17 protein-coding genes and 1 pseudogene are annotated in these 18,174 nt (G+C 71.0%); 2 read left to right on the top strand and 16 right to left on the bottom strand.

Features of this window, described 5'->3' with window-relative positions:
- Nucleotides 1-42 precede the first annotated feature (42 nt).
- The 7 genes from pheT to infC form a co-directional block, all read right to left on the bottom strand.
- Nucleotides 43-2,559 (bottom strand): phenylalanine--tRNA ligase subunit beta, encoded by a 2,517-nt coding sequence (gene pheT, locus ABT340_RS17195; protein ID WP_352011708.1) that lies wholly within the window; start codon nt 2,557-2,559, stop codon nt 43-45.
- Nucleotides 2,559-3,599, bottom strand: coding sequence for a phenylalanine--tRNA ligase subunit alpha (gene pheS / locus ABT340_RS17190; protein WP_352011735.1), 1,041 nt, complete (start codon nt 3,597-3,599; stop codon nt 2,559-2,561). The genes pheT and pheS overlap by 1 nt, the downstream gene beginning before the upstream one ends.
- A 130-nt stretch (nt 3,600-3,729) precedes the next feature.
- Entirely contained in the window at nt 3,730-4,812 is a 1,083-nt protein-coding gene (locus ABT340_RS17185) for a sensor histidine kinase (RefSeq protein ID WP_352011707.1), read from the bottom strand.
- A gap of 77 nt (nt 4,813-4,889) precedes the next feature.
- Complete coding sequence (locus ABT340_RS17180; RefSeq protein ID WP_352011706.1) at nt 4,890-5,705, bottom strand: TrmH family RNA methyltransferase; 816 nt, start codon at nt 5,703-5,705, stop codon at nt 4,890-4,892.
- Between the two features lie 84 nt (nt 5,706-5,789).
- Nucleotides 5,790-6,173: a 50S ribosomal protein L20 gene (rplT, locus tag ABT340_RS17175; protein WP_012892552.1), complete on the bottom strand. Its 384-nt coding sequence runs from the start codon at nt 6,171-6,173 to the stop codon at nt 5,790-5,792.
- 24 nt (nt 6,174-6,197) lie between these two features.
- On the bottom strand, nt 6,198-6,392 hold the full coding sequence (rpmI, locus tag ABT340_RS17170; protein ID WP_184716514.1) for a 50S ribosomal protein L35: 195 nt from the start codon (nt 6,390-6,392) through the stop codon (nt 6,198-6,200).
- 130 nt (nt 6,393-6,522) lie between these two features.
- Nucleotides 6,523-7,317: a translation initiation factor IF-3 gene (gene infC / locus ABT340_RS17165; protein WP_449343627.1), complete on the bottom strand. Its 795-nt coding sequence runs from the start codon at nt 7,315-7,317 to the stop codon at nt 6,523-6,525.
- A 182-nt stretch (nt 7,318-7,499) separates the two neighbouring features.
- Between infC and ABT340_RS17160 the strand changes: the two genes are divergently transcribed.
- The gene (locus ABT340_RS17160; RefSeq protein ID WP_352011705.1) at nt 7,500-7,847 is read left to right on the top strand and encodes a PadR family transcriptional regulator; all 348 of its coding nucleotides are present in this window, start codon (nt 7,500-7,502) and stop codon (nt 7,845-7,847) included.
- Nucleotides 7,844-8,776 (top strand): hypothetical protein, encoded by a 933-nt coding sequence (locus tag ABT340_RS17155; protein ID WP_352011704.1) that lies wholly within the window; start codon nt 7,844-7,846, stop codon nt 8,774-8,776. Before ABT340_RS17160 ends, ABT340_RS17155 begins: the two co-directional genes overlap by 4 nt.
- Here the strand turns inward: ABT340_RS17155 and ABT340_RS17150 are convergent.
- The 9 genes and pseudogenes from ABT340_RS17150 to ABT340_RS17110 form a co-directional block, all read right to left on the bottom strand.
- Nucleotides 8,751-9,578 carry a shikimate dehydrogenase gene (locus ABT340_RS17150; RefSeq protein WP_352011703.1) on the bottom strand — a complete coding sequence of 276 codons (828 nt, stop codon included), beginning with the start codon at nt 9,576-9,578 and terminating at the stop codon, nt 8,751-8,753. The two genes, ABT340_RS17155 and ABT340_RS17150, sit on opposite strands and share 26 nt — an antisense overlap.
- Nucleotides 9,575-10,711, bottom strand: a complete 1,137-nt coding sequence (gene mltG, locus ABT340_RS17145; protein ID WP_352011702.1) for an endolytic transglycosylase MltG — start codon at nt 10,709-10,711, stop codon at nt 9,575-9,577. Before mltG (ABT340_RS17145) ends, ABT340_RS17150 begins: the two co-directional genes overlap by 4 nt.
- Nucleotides 10,712-10,889: 178 nt before the next feature.
- Nucleotides 10,890-11,921 carry an endolytic transglycosylase MltG gene (gene mltG, locus ABT340_RS17140; protein WP_352011701.1) on the bottom strand — a complete coding sequence of 344 codons (1,032 nt, stop codon included), beginning with the start codon at nt 11,919-11,921 and terminating at the stop codon, nt 10,890-10,892.
- A gap of 83 nt (nt 11,922-12,004) precedes the next feature.
- Nucleotides 12,005-12,469, bottom strand: a pseudogene (gene ruvX / locus ABT340_RS17135) (Holliday junction resolvase RuvX); the annotation flags it as partial.
- A 53-nt stretch (nt 12,470-12,522) separates the two neighbouring features.
- Nucleotides 12,523-15,195: an alanine--tRNA ligase gene (gene alaS / locus ABT340_RS17130; RefSeq protein ID WP_352011700.1), complete on the bottom strand. Its 2,673-nt coding sequence runs from the start codon at nt 15,193-15,195 to the stop codon at nt 12,523-12,525.
- Nucleotide 15,196: 1 nt separating this feature from the next.
- Nucleotides 15,197-15,451 carry a hypothetical protein gene (locus tag ABT340_RS17125; protein WP_352011699.1) on the bottom strand — a complete coding sequence of 85 codons (255 nt, stop codon included), beginning with the start codon at nt 15,449-15,451 and terminating at the stop codon, nt 15,197-15,199.
- Entirely contained in the window at nt 15,448-15,840 is a 393-nt protein-coding gene (locus ABT340_RS17120) for a DUF948 domain-containing protein (RefSeq protein WP_352011698.1), read from the bottom strand. Before ABT340_RS17120 ends, ABT340_RS17125 begins: the two co-directional genes overlap by 4 nt.
- The gene (locus ABT340_RS17115; RefSeq protein WP_352011697.1) at nt 15,810-17,225 is read right to left on the bottom strand and encodes an isoprenylcysteine carboxylmethyltransferase family protein; all 1,416 of its coding nucleotides are present in this window, start codon (nt 17,223-17,225) and stop codon (nt 15,810-15,812) included. The genes ABT340_RS17120 and ABT340_RS17115 overlap by 31 nt, the downstream gene beginning before the upstream one ends.
- Nucleotides 17,222-18,136, bottom strand: coding sequence for a hypothetical protein (locus tag ABT340_RS17110; protein WP_352011696.1), 915 nt, complete (start codon nt 18,134-18,136; stop codon nt 17,222-17,224). The genes ABT340_RS17115 and ABT340_RS17110 overlap by 4 nt, the downstream gene beginning before the upstream one ends.
- Nucleotides 18,137-18,174 lie beyond the last annotated feature (38 nt).

Genomic DNA, 18,174 nt, shown 5'->3' with positions numbered 1-18,174 from the left:
GCCACGGGTCGTCCGTGGTGGCCGGGGCCGTACCGAATCCGATCAGACCCCGCGCAGCTGCGCTCCGGTCCGCTCACCCGCCAGGGCGACCGCGGCGTCTCGGGCCGCGGTGGTCTCCTCGACGGTGAGCGTCCGGTCGGCCGCCCTGAACCACAGGGAGTAGGCCAGCGACTTGTTCCCCTCACCGATCTGGGCGCCGGTGTAGACGTCGAACAGCCGGATCGACTCCAGCAGTTCGCCCGCTCCCTCGCGCAGCGCCGCCTCGACCTCGGCAACCGGCGTCGCGGCGTCGACGACGAGCGCGACGTCCTGGGTGGCGATCGGGTAGGCGGAGATGGAGGAGACCTGCACCGGGCCCGGCATCAGCCCTTCGAGGTGGGTCAGCTCCAGCTCCATCGCGCTGGTGCGCGGCGGCAGGCCGTAGGCCTCGATGACGCGCGGGTGCAGCTCACCGGCGTGGCCGACGAGGACGTCCCCGACGTACAGCGCGGCGCAACGGCCCGGGTGCCAGGGCTCGTGCCGGTCGGCGCGGACGTCGAGGACGACCCCCGCCTCGCGGGCCACCACGCGGGCGGCCTCGACGGCGTCGGCCCAGCCTGCCTGTCGGCCCTTGCCCCACCAGCCGGAGCGCTCGAACTCGCCCGCGAGCACCACCCCGGCCCGCAGCGGCTGGGCGGGCAGCGCCGCCTCGATCGAGGCGAGCTCCTCCGCCTCGGGCCTGCGGTCCACGCCGAGGACCGGCGCGGTCGCGGGCGCGTCCTCGGCGGGCCGGTAGACCAGGCCCGTCTCGAACAACGCCACGTCGCCGAAGCCCCTGCCCACGTTGCGGACCAGCGTCTTGAGCAGGCCGGGCAGCAGCGTGGTGCGCAGCAGCGGCTCGTCCTCGCTGAGCGGGTTGGCCAGCCGTACGGCCAGGCGACGGGCGTCACCGGCGGGCAGCTGCAGGTTGTCGAGGTCGCGCTCCCCGAAGAACGGGTAGGCCAGGATCTCGACGTAGCCGGAGGCCGCCAGCGCCCTTCCCGTACGGCGGCGCAGCCGCTGTCCCGGGGTCAGGCCCGCGCCCGCCGGAGCGCCCGGCAGGATCGAGGGCAGCCTGTCGTAGCCCTCAAGCCGGATGACCTCCTCGGCGAGGTCGTTGGGGTCGGTCAGGTCGGGCCGCCACGAGGGCGGGGTGACGGTCAGCATGTCGTCGCCGACCACGGCCAGCTTGGCTGCCAGTTCGTCCCCGGGCTCGACCGAGCCTTCCACGACCGTGCAGCCGACCTGCTCCAGGTTCCGGACCACCGTCTCGCGGTCGTAGACGACGCCCGCGACCCGGCCGGGGTAGCCGCTCGGGATGGAGATCTGGACGGGCTCGATCTCGATCGCCGCGTGGGTCACCCCGGGCTGGACCACGCCGCCGCCCAGTTCGGCCAGCAGGCTGACCGCACGCCAGGAGGCGTAGAGCGGAAGCTCCCGGTCCACACCCCGCTCGAAGCGCTTGGACGCCTCGCTGACCAGGTTGTGGCGGCGGGACATCCGCGCGATGCCGCTGGCGGAGAAGTGCGCGGCCTCGATCACGATGTCGGTCGAGGTGTCGGAGATCTCGGTGTTCAGGCCGCCCATGGTGCCCGCCATCGAGATGGCACCCGAGGCATCGGTGATGAGGATGTCACCGGGGTCGAGCGTGCGCACGGCGTGGTCGAGGGTCTCCAGCTTCTCGCCGGGCTCGGCGCGGCGCACGACGATCTCACCGTCAAGCCGGGTCGCGTCGAAGGCGTGCAGGGGCTGGCCGAGCTCCAGCATCACGTAGTTGGTGACGTCGACGGCCAGCGAGACCGGCCGCATGCCCGCGCGCGACAGGCGCGTGCGCATCCACAGCGGGCTCGGCGCCGCCGGGTCGAAGCCCTGGACCTCCCGCAGCACGAAACGGTCGCACGCGCTCGCGTCGGCGATCGAGGCCGGGTAGGACGGGGCCGCCTCGGCGGGCGGGGAGACGTCGGCGGGGTCGAGGAAGGCAACCCCGAAGGCGGTGGCCACCTCCCTGGCCACACCGCGGATCGACAGCGCGTAGCCGATGTCCGGGGTGATCTCCAGCTCGATCACGTCGTCGCGCAGGCCGAGGAGCTCGGCCACGTCCGCGCCGATGGGCGTGCCCTCCGGCAGCACCATGATGCCGTTGTGCTCGTCGCTCAGCCCGAGCTCGCGCTCCGAGCAGATCATGCCCTCGGACATGCGTCCGTAGGTCTTGCGCGCGCCGACCTCGAAACCGCCGGGCAGCACGCCGCCGGGCAGCACGACCGGCACCCGGTCGCCGACGACGAAGTTGGTCGCGCCGCACACGATCTCCCGCGGGGCGGCCTCACCGACCTCGACCTGGCAGTGCCGGATCGGCTTCTTGAAGCCCTGCAGCTCCTCGATGGCGAGCACCTCGCCGACCACGACGCTCTTGACGTCATGACCGTAGGAGGTGACGGCCTCCAGCTTGAGACCGGCGGCGGTGAGCCTGTCGGCCACCTCGTGCGCGGTCACGGCGGGGAGATCGACGTACTCCCGCAGCCATGAAAGCGGGACCTTCATCAGACCTCCATTCCGAACGGAAGCGTGAAACGCACGTCTCCCTCGACCATGTCACGCATGTCCTCGACGTTGTGGCGGAACATCAGCGTGCGCTCGATGCCCATACCGAAGGCGAACCCGCTGTAGCGGGACGGGTCGACGCCGCAGGCGATCAGCACCCGCGGGTTGACCATCCCGCAGCCGCCCCACTCGATCCAGCCCTCCGACTTGCACGTACGGCAGTGCGGGTTGCCCGGCACCGCGGAGGCGCCCCGGCACACGAAGCACCGCAGGTCCATCTCCGCCGAGGGCTCGGTGAACGGGAAGTAGTTCGGCCTGAACCTGGTGGTGATGCCCTCCCCGAACATGAGCTCGGCGAACCTGTCCAGGGTGCCCTTGAGGTGGGCCATGGTCAGGCCCTCGTCGACGGCCAGTCCCTCGACCTGGTGGAAGACCGGCGTGTGGGTGGCGTCGAGCTCGTCGGTGCGGAACACCTTGCCCGGCGAGATCACGTAGACCGGCAGCGGACGGCTCAGCAGCGCCCGGACCTGCACCGGGGAGGTCTGGGTGCGCAGTACCTTGCCCGAGTCGACGGACTCGACGAAGAAGGTGTCGTGCTCGGAGCGCGCCGGGTGGTCGGGCGAGATGTTCAGCGCGTCGAAGTTGAACCACTCGCCTTCCAGCTCCGGCCCCTCGGCGACCTCGTAGCCCATGCCGACGAAGGCGTCCGCGATGCGCTCCTGCAGGGTGGTCAGCGGGTGGCGGGCGCCGCGGGCCGTACGGTCCCAGGGCAGTGTGACGTCGACGGTCTCCTCAACGAGGACCCGCTCGTCGCGCTCGGCCTCCAGCTGTGCCTGACGCTCGGCGAAGGCGTCCGCGACGGCCTTGCGCGCGCCGCCGATGCGTTTGCCCGCCTCTGCCCGGGCCGCGGGCGGAAGCGCGCCGATCTCACGGTTGGCCAGGGCGATCGGCGAGCGGTCGCCGGCGTGCGCGAGCCGTACCTGCTTGAGTTCGTCGAGGTCGCGCGCCGCCTTGACGGCGTCGAGCGCCTCCGCCTGCATGCGCGCCACCTCGTCGGCGTGCAGCGGGGTCACCTCGACCGGGTCGTAGTTAGACAAGAGAAAGCTCCGAATCCAGGGCTTGAGCGGCCATGAGTCTAGTCGGGGAAGCCCACCGGGCTGGCATCCGCGCTCAGGCGAAGTCAGGGGTGCCGGTGGGCACCATAAATCGAAACTCGGCCCCGCCCTCGGGCCCCCGCTGCACGGAGATGGTGCCGCCGTGGGCCTCGATGAGACCCTTGACGATGAAGAGACCGAGGCCGGTGCCACCGCGGCGGCGGGCGTTGCCCCGCCAGAACTGCCGGAACACGCGCGTGGCCAGCTCGGGCGGAATGCCCTCTCCCTGGTCACGGACGGACACGGTCACTCCCCATTGGTTCGGTTCGACGACTATTGTCACCGTACCGCGCCCGTGGCGCACGGCGTTTTCCATCAGGTTGGCCAGCACCTGGTCGATTTTGTCCTGATCGAGCCAGGTCTCGGGAAGTTCGCCCAGCACCCGGAGCAGGAAGCGCCCCTCGGGCTCCCCCGCTGCGACCCGCCCATCGATGATCTTCTGGACCCTCGCCGGGACGTCGACCACCTGACGATGGATCTCAAGGCGCCCCGACTCGATGCGGGACACGTCGAGCAGCTCGGTGATCAGCCGGGTCACCCGGTCGGCGTCGGCGTTGACCGTCTCCAGCATGACCAGCTTCTGGTCGTCGGTGAAGCGGGTCCATTTGGCGAGCAGGGTCGCGGTGAACCCCTTGACGCTGGTCAGCGGGGAGCGCAGCTCGTGGGCGACGGTCGAGACCAGGTCCGCGCGGCTGCGTTCGAGCCTGGCCCGCGCGCCCGCGTCACGCATCGTGATCACCACACGGGCGATCTCGCCACCCCGCTCGGGCCTGCGCACCAGCCGGGCCGCGACGAGCATCTCCTGACCGCCGGGAGTGCGCAGCGGCAGCTCGGGCTGGCGGGTGCGGGTCGGCAGGCCGCCGTAGGTGTCGAGCCACTTCCACCAGTCGCGCCCGTCGTGATCGCGGAAGGAGAACACGTCCCGCACGTGACGTCCGACGGCCTGGTCCCAGCCGATCCCGGTCAGCCGGGTCGCGGCCCGGTTGACGCTCAGCACGTGGCCGTCCCGATCGGTCACGACGAGGCCGTCGGGAAGGTCGTCGACGTCGATCACACAGGCGGAATCAGCGCTCCGCTCGTCGGTGTGTTCGCCGTGCACGACCCCGCCTCCTCGACGCTACAACGCCGACAATAGCGGGTTTCGCGTGTCCTCCGGCAGCCTCGGGACGGGGGGCCTCACCCGCTCAGGGGACGTACACGTTGAGACCGGGCAGAGGCATACAGACACACCGCGGCGGCCGTCGCGAGGTTGAGGCTCTCCGCCCCGCCGTAGATCGGCACCCTGACCACCTCGTCGGCAAGGTCGAGGATCTCCTTGGGCAGCCCCCAGGCCTCGTTGCCGAAGATCCAGGCCGCGGGCCCCGAGAGGTCGACGTCGTCGAGCGTCCGCGTTCCCGCGCCGTCGGCGGCGAACACCCGCAGGCCCGCCCCTTTGAGCCTGTCCACGGCCTGTGCCACCGGGGCACCGGTGACGACGGGCAGGTGGAAGAGGCTCCCGGCGCTGGCCCGAACGCACTTGCCGTTGTAGGGGTCGACGGAGGCGTCGGTGAAGACCACCGCGTCGGCCCCCGCGGCGTCCGCGGTGCGCAGCACGGTCCCGGCGTTGCCCGGGTCGCGGACGTGGGCGAGCACGGCGACGAGCCTCGCCTGGTCGGTGACCGCGCTCTCCAGGGGAACGTGCACGAACCGGCACACCGCCAGGAGGCCCTGCGGGGTGACGGTCTGGGCCAGTTCGGCCATCACCTCACCGCTGGCCCGGTGCACGGGCACCCCCGCGGAGACGGCGGCGGCGACGAGGTCGGCGTGGCGCGCCTCGGCCTCGACGGTGGTGAACAGCTCGGTCACGACGCCGTCGAGCGCCAGCGCCTCACGAACCGCCTGCGGTCCCTCCGCCAGGAAGGACCGGTCCCGGTCCCTGAAGGCTCGTTTGGTCAGCCGCCTGGCCGCCTTGACCCGCGGCGACTTGATGTTGGTCAGCTCAGATCCCGCCATGTCCGTTCCCCAGGAATGCGAATGCGGCCCACAGCGTGATCGCTGTGGGCCGCGTGTTCTTCAGCGCGTTCGTCGGCGCCGGATTCAGCCGGCGACCGGCGCGTTCACGTCGGCCGGAAGCGCCTTCTTGGCGGCTTCGACCAGGGTCGCGAACGTGGCGGCGTCGTTGACCGCGAGGTCAGCGAGGATCTTGCGGTCGACCTCGATGGAGGCCAGACGCAGCCCCTGGATGAGGCGGTTGTAGGTGATGCCGTTCTGACGGGCAGCGGCGTTGATGCGCTGAATCCACAGACGGCGGAAGGTGCCCTTGCGGTCCTTGCGGTCGCGGTAGGCGTAGGTCATCGAGTGGAGCATCTGCTCCTTGGCCTTGCGGTACAGCCTGGAGCGCTGCCCCCGGTAGCCCTTCGCCCGCTCGAGAACGACCTTGCGCTTCTTCTTGGCGTTGATCGCCCGCTTCACGCGTGCCATTTGTATCTATCTCCCCGGGGGCCGTTACTTAGCGAGCAGCTTCTTGATCTTCTTGGCGTCGGCGTCAGAGAGCACGACCTCGGGCTTGAGACGACGCGTCAGCTTGGAGGACTTCCACTCGTTGTAGTGGGCGCGGTTGGCGCGGCGGCGCTTGATCTTGCCTGAGCCGGTGAGCCGGAACCGCTTCTTCGCACCGCTGTGCGTCTTCATCTTCGGCATCTCAGCCGTCTCTCCCTCGATCGTGCCGATGTCCCGGGCCGGTAACCCGAGTCAAGGGCATGCCTGACTGTGAGACCGGACCCGGCCTCGGCTTCATCTCGCGACTGCCTGACGGTTCAGGCTATGCGAGTCACTCCTGCGGAGCGGGCACCTGCTCGTCCTGAGACCCGTCCGCGGCATCGTCGTCACGCCGCGCCTTGGCCGCCGCCTTCTCGGCCTTGGCCTCGGCTTTCTTCTTGTGCGGCCCGATAACCATGATCATGTTACGGCCATCCTGCTTGGGCTGGGACTCGACGAAGCCGAGCTCCGTGACGTCCTCGGCCAGCCGCTGCAGGAGCCGGAAGCCCAGCTCGGGCCGGGACTGCTCCCGGCCGCGGAACATGATCGTTACCTTGACCTTGTCCCCCGCCTTGAGGAACCGCACCACGTGACCCTTCTTGGTCTCGTAGTCGTGCGGGTCGATCTTCGGGCGGAGTTTGATCTCCTTGATGATCGTGTACGCCTGGTTACGCCGCGCCTCGCGTGCCTTCATCGCGGACTCGTACTTGAACTTGCCGTAGTCCATGAGCTTGCACACGGGCGGGCGAGCCGTAGCCGCGACCTCGACGAGGTCGAGATCGGCTTCCTGAGCCAGCTTCAGAGCATCGCCGATGGAGACGATGCCAACCTGTTCGCCGTTCGGACCGACGAGGCGGACCTCGGGGACGCGAATACGGTCGTTGATGCGGGGCTCGGCGCTGATGAGGCCTCCTAGGTTGCGATCCGCCGCCGTCCTTGCAGGCGGCTTTGCACATACTCGATCGTGCCGGGAGGGTCGCGGAACACAGGCCGTTTCCAGGTCGAGAAGCGCGAATGCCCCGCACGTCGCGCATGCGGGGCCACATGAACTCGCCGATTCACACACCGCGAGCTCGGCCGGAGTCATCCGGCTGTGATCCTTGACCTGCCGACCTCTCGGTCGACCAGGTGGGAGGTGAACCTCCGCTTGCGCGTCCAGCAGGCATGCCGGACCGATCGAGTAGTTACTCTATCACACCCCCCGACACCCGCCGAATCATTCCCGATCCCACCTTCTCAATATGCCGATGGTCGATATATAAAGACCATATGAACCAGAGATCGATGCAGGAGCCGACGTTCCTGATCCTCACGGCCCTGGCCGCGGGACCCCAGCACGGTTACGGGGTGATCAGCGACGTCCAGGAGATCTCCGGCGGCCGGGTGCGCCTGCGGGCGGGAACCCTGTACGCCGCCCTCGACCGCCTCCAGTCCGAAAACCTGATCGCCACCGACCGCGAGGAGGTCGTGGAGGGCCGGATACGGCGCTACTACCGGCTGACCGCGGAGGGCGGCACCCGCCTGGCCACCGAGGCCGAACGGCTGCGCAGGCACGCCGAGGCGGCCTCGACCCGGCTGCGTGCCCTGGTCCCCGGCGTGGGCGGGGGTGTGGCGTGAGCACACTGGAGGAGCGTTACCGCAGGCTGCTGGCCCTCTACCCGGCCGAGCACAGGGCCAGGCACGGGGAGGAGATGCTCGGGGTGATGCTGGCGCAGGCCGGGCAAGGGTGGCGGTTCCCCGACCCGCGTGACGTGCTCGACCTGGTCAAGGGCGGGGTGCTGATCCGCCTGCGGCACGCCTTCGGCCCGGGCAGCGGCGGATCCTGGCGTGACGCGCTGAACATCGCCGCGATCGTCGCCCCGCTCCACCTGCTGGTCCTGGAGATGAGCACCTGGGGCACCATACTGTTGACCGTCGACGGCACCCAGCCTCTCCTCTACGCCCTGACGCCCGCCGTCTACGCGCTGCCGCGCCTGCTGATCGTCTGGCTCGCGCTGCGCGGCCCGCGCTGGGCGGCCGCGGCGGCGGCCTGGGTCTTGACGGCCGCCAGCACGACGATCCCGGCTGTGCTCAGCATGGGCATCGACCCGTTCACCCCCTTCGAGAGGGCGTTCTACGCACTGCCCGACCTCGCTGTCGCGCTCCTGCTGACGTTCGCCCCCAGCCCGACGGCGGGGGCGACGCTGGTCGGCCGCCGTTCGCTGCTGCGCTGGACCGCCGCGGCGATCCTGACGATGAACGTCGCCTCGGCTCTGGAGCACTTCCTCGCCCCCGAGTACTTCCTCGGTTCCCTGGCCATGACGACGATGGTCTGCATGGCCTGTGGAGCGGCCAGCCGCACCCCGGCGGGACGCCGGGCCGTCGTCCTCCTGGTGCCGCTGTTCCTGGTGCTCTACCGCGGCGTGCCGTGGTCCGGGATGTCGCACGACGAGTGGCTTCCCGGACTCGTCCAGGTCCTGGTGGGCGTCACCGCCTTCGTCGTGGCCAGGAGGGGCTTCCGGCCGTACGGCTCGGGGACCGTCAGCTCCCCGGAGCCGCTCGCCTGACGATCTCGGCCTTGCCCGCCGCGCGCATCGCCTCGACCGGGACGTCGGTCCGGCCGGTCATCATCTCGACCTGCCGGACCGCCTGGTGCAGCAGCATCGGGAAGCCACCGACCACGGTGCCGCCCGCGGCCTCGACGGCCGAGGCCAGCCGGGTCGGCCACGGCGCGTAGACCACGTCGAAGAGCGCGGGCACCCCGGCCAGCAGGCCGGCGAAACCGTCCGCGGCGCCGGAGGGCAGGGTGGAGACGACCAGGTCGACGTCCAGGACGCTCTCCAACTCGTCGAAGGTGCGCACCGACAGGGCGGTGCCGAGCCGTTCGGCCACCTGTGCCGTCTCGCCCGCCCTGGCCGGGTCGCGGACCACCAGATTGGCCCGCGAGAGGCCCAGCTCGCGCAGGGCGGCCAGTGTCGAGGCGGCCGTCGCCCCGCCGCCGAGGACCGTGGCGCCGTGCGGCGGCTTGACCCCGGCCTCGGTGAGCGCCTGGACGATGCCGTACACGTCGGTGTTCTCCCCGTGGCGACCGCCCTCGGAGAGGATCACGGTGTTCGCCCCGCCGACCTCGACCGCCAGGTCGGAGACCGTGTCGAGCAGCGGGAGCACGGCGCGCTTGAGCGGCATCGTCAGCGACAGGCCCGCCCAGCCGGGGCCGAGCCCGTCGAGCAGGGCGGGCAGCCCCGCCTCGTCGCATTCGAAGGCCTCGTACTGCCAGTCGTACAGGCCGAGGGCCTCGTAGGCGGCCCGGTGCAGGTGGGGCGAGAGCGAGTGGGCGATGGGCGAGCCCAGGACCGCCGCCCGCGTCATCCGCCGTTCCTGTTCTTCTCGAACTCCGCCTTCAACTGGAAGAACTCAGCCTCCGTCGAGGCGAACTTGGTGATGCCGCGCTTGGGGTCTGTGGTGACGAACCAGATCCAGTCGCCCTTGGCCGGGTCGAGCGCCGCCTGGATGGCGTGGTCACCCGGGTTGGCGATGGGGCCGGGCGGCAGGCCGAGCCGCTTGTAGGTGTTGTAGGGCGACTTGCTCTCCAGGTCGGCGTTGGTGGCGGAGATGCCGTACTTGTTCAGCCCGTACATCACCGTGCTGTCCATCTCCAGCTTGCGGTTGCCGTCCAGGCGGTTGTAGATGACCCGGGCCACCTTGGACATGTCCTCGACGCTGCCCGACTCGGCCTGGACGATGCTGGCGATCGTCATGATCTCGTGCGGGGTGTGCCCGAGGCTCTTGGCCGCCGAGACGAGCCCGTCCTTGTCGGCCGTCTGGTTGAAACGGTCGACCATCGCGGTGAGGATGTCCGCCGCGGTCATCTTGGGGGTGATGTCGTAGGTGGCGGGAAAGGCGTAGCCCTCCAGGCGTCCCTTGGCGTAGCCGGGCAGGCCGAGCGCCTTGACGTTCTTCGCGGCCTGCTGGAACTCCTTGAGCGGCTTGCCGGTCTCCTTGGCGAGCGTCGCCAGGGTGTCGGACAGGCGCAGGCCCTCCTTCAGCGTCACCCGCTCCAGCAGCCGCAGAGACGGATCGAGCAGCTTGACGGCCGCCGCCGAGGACATCCGCTTGCGCATGCGGTACTCACCCGGTTGCAGGGAGGCGCTCTTGCCCGCGTCGGCGACGGCCCCGGTGAACGTCCTGGCGCTCTTGACGACGTCCTGCTTCTCCAGGGTCTGGGCGACGTCGGAGGCGGTCTGACCGTCCTTGATCTCGATGACGACCTCGCCACTGCCCTCACCGGCGTAGTCCTGGGGAGTCGTCATCTCACGCAGCCAGGTGTAACCGTAGAAGCCCGCCGCGCCGAGACCGCCGATCAGGACGATGACCGCGAGCATCGGGGCGAGGAAGCCGCCCCTGTTGCGGCGACGCCTTCTGCGGCGGCCACGCCGTCCTGGAGACTGGCGAGAGCCACGCCGTGACCCGTCGTCGTCCTCGGCGCCGACCAGAAAGTCCATATCGAGCCCGTTCATAGATGCGCTGGCCAATCTCCCGGCAGGGACGGCGTGGCGTCAAGCGGGTCCGCCAAACCGAGGAGGAGCCCCGGACCGGACACCTCGGACCGCCGTTGGCCCTCGTTCGGACCGCCGGAGTGGATCGCCGCGCGCGGCGGAACGGGGGGTGTTCCGCCGGACATCAGTGCGTCCCGAGGTATCTGTTCAGCTGTTCCCGGTATCTCACAAACTCACTCTCTTTGTCAGTGAATTTCGTGATTCTATGCGCCGGATCCGTGGTGACGAACCAGAACCACCTTCCCCGGCCAGGCCGAAGCGCCGCTCTCAGCGCCTTCTCCCCGGGACTGGCGACGGGGCCCGGCGGCAGGCCGGGCCTCAGATAGGTGTTGTACGGCGAGCGCACCGTGGTGTCCTTCTCCGAGACCATGAGGCTTCTGCGCCTTTGCGCGTAGAGCACCGTGGTGTCGAGCTGGAGGGGGGAACCGGCCTTGATCCGGTTGTAGATCACTCTAGCGATCTTCGGATAGTCCGAGTATCTCCCACCTTCCGCCTGGACGATGCTGGCCACCGTGACGGCCTCAAGCGGGGTCAGGTCCCTCCTGGCGGCCCGCCGTTCCAGGTTCAGGTCGGCGGCGGCGTCCTTGAAACGTTCCACCATGGCCCCGAGCAGCTCGGCCGGGGTCGTGTCCGGCTCCACCTCGTAGGTCGCCGGGAACAGGAAGCCCTCGGGGCCCCTGGCGTAGCCGGGCAGGCCCAGCGCCCGGAGGTTCCTCGCCGCCCCGGCGAGGTCGGCCCTGCGCATCCCCGTGCCCTCCGCGAGCCGGTCGAGCAGCTCCGGCAGACGCAGCCCCTCGGGGACGACGACACGCCGCACCATCCGGGAGCGGGGCTCGGTCAGCAGGTCGAGTGCCGAGGTGGCCGACATGCCTTTGCGCATCCGGTAGTGCCCGGGGAACAGGCTGCCCGCCTTCCCGCGTTCCTCGGCCACCGCGACGAACGAGCCCGCGCTCGCCACGACCCCCGCCTCGGCCAGCGTCGCGGCGATCTCCCCCGCGCTCGCGCCCTGCGCGATCCGCACGGTGACCGCTCCCGTGCCGGGCCCCTCGAAGTCGGCGGGGGTGAGGTAGGGCCTGGCCAGGACATAGCCCCCGGCTCCGAGCAGCGCGGCGCCCGCGCCACAGGCCAGCAGCCATGCCAGCCGCCGCCCGCTCACCGTCCGGTCCCGCCGCTCGGCCTCTCCTCACCGGGCCGCCGGGCGCCCGGCGGCCCGGACGAAGAACCTCTCGGCGACCCGGAGGACGGCCCTGCCGGTGGACCGGCCGCCACGCCCGGCGGCCTGCCGGTCGCCCGTTCGTTGTCCAGGGCAGCCTGGAGCAGCACGACCGCCGCCGCCTGGTCGACCACGCCGCGCTGCTCTCTGGCCCTGACGCCACTGGCGCGCAGCCCCTGCTGCGCGGTGACCGTGGTGAGCCGTTCGTCGAACAGCCTGACGGGGACGGGCGCCAGCCGCGAGGCGATCCTGCCCGCGAACTCGCGGGCCACCCCCGCCGCCTGCCCCTCACGGCCGGAGAGCGAGGTCGGCAGGCCGACGACGATCTCCACCGCCTCGTACTCGGCCGCGATCTCCGCGAGCCGGTCGAGGTCGCCTCTGCCTCGCCGTACGGTCTCCACCGGCGTGGCCAGCAATCCGGACGGATCGCTGCGGGCCACGCCGATGCGGACCGAGCCGACGTCGACACCCAGCCGGATGCCACTTCTCATCATGTTCTCCGCCTCCGCCTCAGAGCCGCGCGCGGCTCACCGGCTTCGGCCGCTCAGGCGAGTGTCTGGGCGATCGCCTGTTCGACGGCGCCCAGCGCGTCGCCGATCGCCTCGGGCCGGGTCCCGCCGCCCTGGGCGACGTCGTCCTTGCCGCCGCCGCCACCGCCGAGGGCCTTGGCCGCGACGCCGACGAGTCTGCCCGCCTTGAGGCCGCGCTCACGGCCCGCGTCGTTGACCGTGGCCACGACGACCGGCCGGTCGGCGGGAACCGCCGCGACGACGACGACCGCCGCGCGATCCCCTGGGAACCGTCCGCGCACGTCAAGGGCGAGTTTACGCAGATCATCCGCAGAGGTGCCATCAGGCGCGCGGTGTGTCACCACGGACACTCCGCCCAGATCACGTGCTCCGGCGGCCATCTCGCCCGCGAGCGCGAGGACCTGGGCGGAACGGAGCCTGTCCAGCTCCTTCTCCGCGGTGCGCAGCCGGGTGACGATGCCCTCGATCCGCTCGGGCAGCTCCTCCCTGCGGGCCTTGAGCTGCTCGGAGAGCTGGGCGACGAGCACGCTCTCACGGGCCAGGAAGCGGAAGGCGTCCAGGCCGACCAGGGCCTCGACCCGTCGCACTCCGGCGCCGATCGAGGCCTCGCCGAGCACCTTGACCAGGCCGAGCTGGCCCGAGCTCGCGACGTGGGTGCCGCCGCAGAGCTCACGGGAGTAGTCGCCGACCTCAACGATGCGGACGGTCTCGCCGTACTTCTCGCCGAACAGGGCCAGCGCGCCCATCGCCCTCGCCTCCGCCTGGGAGGTGTGGAAGGCGTTGACCTTCAGGTCGTTGATCAGGATGGCGTTGACCTCGTCCTCGACGTCACGGAGCACACTGGGCGGCACGGCGCCCGCCGCGGTGAAGTCGAAGCGGAAACGGCCGGGCGAGTTCTCCGAACCCGCCTGCGCGGCCGTCTCGCCGAGCGCGTTGCGGAAGCCCCTGTGCACCAGGTGCGTGGCGGTGTGGCTGCGGGAGATGGCGCGGCGCCGCTCGACGTCGATCTCGGCCTGGGCCTGGTCTCCGACCCGGACCTCACCGGTCCTGACCTTGCCCCGGTGCACGATCACGCCCGAGACCGGGGACTGCACGTCGACGATCTCGACCTCGGCCCCGTCGGTGCGGATGATCCCCTGGTCGGCGAGCTGGCCGCCGCCCTCGGCGTAGAAGGGGGTACGGCTGAGCACGACCTCGACGGTGGTGCCCGCGCCCGCGGCGGGGACCGGGAGCCCGTCGACGAGCAGGCCGATGACCGCGGACTCGGCGGTCACGTTGTCGTAGCCGAGGAACTCGACCCTGCCGGTCTTCTCCAGGATCTGGCCGAAAACCGAGATGTCGGCGTTTCCGGTCTTCTTGGCGGCGGCGTCGGCCTTGGCGCGGTCGCGCTGCTCCTTCATCAGCCTGCGGAAGCCCTCCTCGTCGACCTTGAGGCCCTGCTCGGAGGCCATCTCCAGGGTCAGGTCGATCGGGAAGCCGTAGGTGTCGTGCAGCTGGAAGGCCTGGTCACCGCCGAGGGTGCCCCGTCCCTTGCGCTTGGTCTCCTCGACGGCCGCGTCGAAGATCGCGGTGCCGGTGCGCAGGGTGCCGAGGAAGGAGGCCTCCTCCGCGTCGATGACGCCGTGGATCTGCGGGGCGTCGGCCTTGAGGTCGGGATAGAGATCGCCCATCACGTCGATGGTCACCGCGGTCAGGTCGTGCATGTAGCGCTGCTCGCCCGCGCCCAGCAGGCGCAGGTTGCGGATCGCACGGCGCAGGATCCGCCGCAGCACGTAGCCCCGGCCCTCGTTGGAGGGCAGCACGCCGTCGGCGACGAGCATCACGCCGGTGCGGACGTGGTCGGCGACCACGCGCAGCGAGACGTCGGCGCGCTCGTCACGGCCGTAGCGGGTCCCGGTCAGCTCCGCGGCCCTGTCGAGGATCTTGTAGGTGGTGTCGATCTCGTAGATGTTGTCGACGCCCTGCAGGATCGCGGCCATCCGCTCCAGGCCCATGCCGGTGTCGACGCTCTTGGCGGGCAGTTCGCCCACGATGTCGAAGTCGGTCTTGCTGCGCACCGTACCGAGCTGGAACTGCATGAAGACGTTGTTCCAGACCTCCAGGTAACGGTTCTCGTCGGCGATCGGGCCGCCGTCCCTGCCGTACTCGGGACCGCGGTCGTAGTAGATCTCGGTGCAGGGGCCGCCGGGGCCGGGCACGCCCATGTGCCAGTAGTTGTCGGCCAGGCCGCGGCGCTGGATGCGCTCCGCGGGGATGCCGACCTTGTGGTGCCAGATGTCGTAGGACTCGTCGTCGTCGTGGTAGACGGTGACCCAGAGCCGCTCCTCGGGGAAGCCGAAGCCGCCCTCGGACTCGGGCTTGGTCAGCAGCTCCCAGGCCAGCGGGATCGCCCGCTCCTTGAAGTAGTCGCCGAAGGAGAAGTTGCCGAGCATCTGGAAGAAGGTGGCGTGCCTGGTGGTCTTGCCGACCTCGTCGATGTCGGGGGTGCGCACGCACTTCTGGACGCTGGCCGCCCGGGGGTAGGGCGGCTTCTGCTGGCCCAGGAAGTAGGGCTTGAACGGCACCATGCCCGCGGGGACGAGAAGCAGCGTCGGGTCCTCGGCGATGAGGCTGGCCGAGGGCACGGCGGTGTGCCCACGCTCCTCGAAGAAGCGCAGGAAGCGGCGGGCGATCTCTGCCGACTCCATGTCAGCGGCCATCCTTTACGTGGTAGGTGTAGGTGTTCTCAACACTGTCGAGGCCGAATCGGGAGCGCAACTCGGTTTCCCGCTGCGCCGCGCCGTCCAGCGCCTCGGCCGCGAAGTCCCGGGCCTGGTCCAGGACCCCCGAGGCGCCGCGCACCGCACGGCGCGCCAGGTGGTTCGGATGCAGTGACTGCAGCTTACGCATCGCCCACACGGCGCCGAACGCGCCCAGGGAGATGTAGAAGAGCCTGCGGATCATCGCCGCCGCCCTTCGAGGACCCGGGAGCCGGGCCTGCCGTTCCTGCGGGCCGACAGGGCGCGCCTGACGCCGTGGGTCAGCGCGGCGAGCTTGATCAACGGCCCGGTCACCAGGGTCTGGGTGACGTCGCTGATCTTGGCGGCGTGCCCGCTGACCTGCTTGACGTCCTTGGCGATGGCCTCGACGGCGACCAGCTGGCGGTTGGTCTCGCTGACGGTGACCGTGACGTCCTCCAGCAGCGGGACCACACGTTCGCCCAGCTCGGAGACCATCTTGGTGGTCTCGGTCAGCAGCCGGGCCAGCTTGACCAGCGCCACGGCCAGGAAGCAGACCAGGATCGCCCAGGCCATCGCGACGATCAGTCCGGCGACCTCTCCTGCGGTAAGCATGCGCCGATCTCCTTAGTTGACCCGGCTGGAACAGGCAAGACCTTACCGCGTCCCGAACCGCTTCCCCGGCATACCGTGACACGACGCCCAGGCGGTCGGCCGTACCCGCCCGGCTTCCCCGCCGGCGACGGCCCGTTCCGTACGGCCAGGGTCCTGGGCGCGCCCCCGAAGGCGTCCATGCAGAGCTGGGCGAACCGGCCGACCCCCGGGATCATGAGCGTCCAGCCCGCCAGGGCCCAGCCGAGGTGGATGTGGGTCAGCACGTGGGCGATCGCCGCCACCCCCTGGGCACCGCGCCCGTCCGCCGACTCGTAGGTGATCCGGCGCAGCCCCGCGGGGTGGTCCTCCGCGGCGAGCACGCGCAGCCCGGCGGGACGGCGCGCGACGATCCATCCGCCGACCTGCGAGCAGATCCCGCAGGTGGTGGCCACGTACACGGACGCGACGGCCCCGGGGAAGGCGACGGGCCGCCACCTGGGCACCCACGCCCGTACGGCGCGCCGGTAGGCGGCCCACTCCCCGCCGAAGCGCGCGGTGAGCCCCTCCCCCTCGTGCCAGGCCGCCAGCCCCGCCCCGTAGGCGAAGGCGACCAGCGCCGCGGCCAGGAACACCGGGTCGAGCAGGGCGAGCAGCAGGTAGCCGCCCGTCATCGCGGCCTGCATCGGGTTACGGACGTAGGCGTAGGGCCCGGTGACCACCAGCCGTTCCGGCGGGTCGTACGGCAGCGGCGTCCCCCGGCCGGCGAGCGCGAACTCCCGTACGGCGGCCAGCCCGAGCAGCGAGGGCACGGCCAGCGCCTGCGCCATGAGGCCGAGCACCCACGTGGGCTGCCGCCACGCCCCGGTCAGCACGATGGGCAGCGCCATGCCCCCGGCGGCCGCGAGGACGATCTGGGCGGCGGCCCTGAGGGGCAGGCGGCGGCCTCCGGCCGTCCAGGAGGCCACCAGCAAACCGGGGAGCAGGGCGACGGCCATCGCGACCGCCTCCCCGGCGAGCCAGTGCTCACCGAGCACGACGACGGGCTCGGCCAGGGGCATCACCGCCAGGTCCAGCCAGCCGAGGGACGCGGCGACCAGCGGGATCGGCGCCCGGCGTGCCACCAGGCCGGGCACCGCGCCCCAGAGCAGTGCCCAGCCCAGCAGCAGGTCGATCGGAACGCCCCGGTAGAGGGCCCCTACCGCGGTGAAGCGCCACCAGCCGAGGTCCTGGGCGAGGAGGTTCACCGCGATGAGCGCCTCCAGGTTCCACAGCGTGGCCAGGATCGCCGCGGCCGCGTCCCGTTCTCCGAGCCCCCGGCGGACCCGGCCTCTCCAGGTGGCCGCGAGCACCGCGGCGACCGGTACCGCGAGGGCCAGACCGCGCACCAGCACGGGGTCGCCCGTCATCGGGCGAAGGTCCCGGCCAGGTAGTCGGCGGCCTGGCCGACGGCGTAGCGCTGCAGGGGGCCGAAGTACCAGCCGGGGTCGAAGGTACGGCGGTAGCGCAGGGTCACCGCGAGCCTCCCGTTCCCCCAGGTGAACTCCGCCTCGCGGAGGTCGAGCCAGCGGGTCAGCGTGGTGTCGCGGACCACGGAGAAGGTCACCCGCCCCGGGCCGCGTTCCTTCACCCTGAGGGTCATCGAACGCGGTTCGGGAAGGGCGCCGATGCCGAGGGAGCGGCGCGGGTTGAAGGTGATCTCCCGCAGGGCGCCGACTTCGAGGCCGGTGCCGGTTGCCGCCAGCGGCCTGGGGAAGCCGATCTTCAGGAACGCCGACTCGAACGGGCCGAAGCGGGGGACGGCGGCCAGTGCCTGTTCCGTCCCGGTCCCCGGGGCCGCCCGCACCGCGGTGACCGCGTTGTCACGGGCCGGTCCGGCCACCTCCGCGCCCACGGCGACGAGCGTGAGCAGCACCAGCGGGGCGGCGAGTGCGTGGGGTCCCCGCCGGTCGAAGTAGTCGATGACGGCCCCGATCAGCAGGCCGACGAGGTAGAAGAGCGGGGCCGCGAACAGCAGGCAGACGATCCCCTCGCCGAGCAACGGTCCCGCGAAGGCGAGGGCCACGGTGATCGTCGCCAGGATCGCGCCGGTCGCGGACCTCGGTTTGCTCGTCAGCACGACCGTGATGGCGATGACGGCGGGGAGGCCGACGTAGAAGAGCGTCGTCTCCTCCAGGTGGCCCGCGTGCAGCACCCGGTAGAGCAGGAGCGCGACGAACAGGGCCAGGAGCAGACCGGCGAGGTTCCAGCGTGCCCTGCGCTCGGTCCGGTCCTCGGGGAGCGGTTCCGAGTCCGGTGATCTTCCGGACGGGTCATCCATGGGGCCACCCTCTTCATCGGTCGGTTTAATCAGTCGGT

Source organism: Streptosporangium sp. NPDC000239, assembly GCF_040300765.1.
GTDB lineage: Bacteria > Actinomycetota > Actinomycetes > Streptosporangiales > Streptosporangiaceae > Streptosporangium.
Note: the sequence above shows the minus strand (reverse complement) of the source record. Positions and strands in the feature narration are given on the sequence as shown.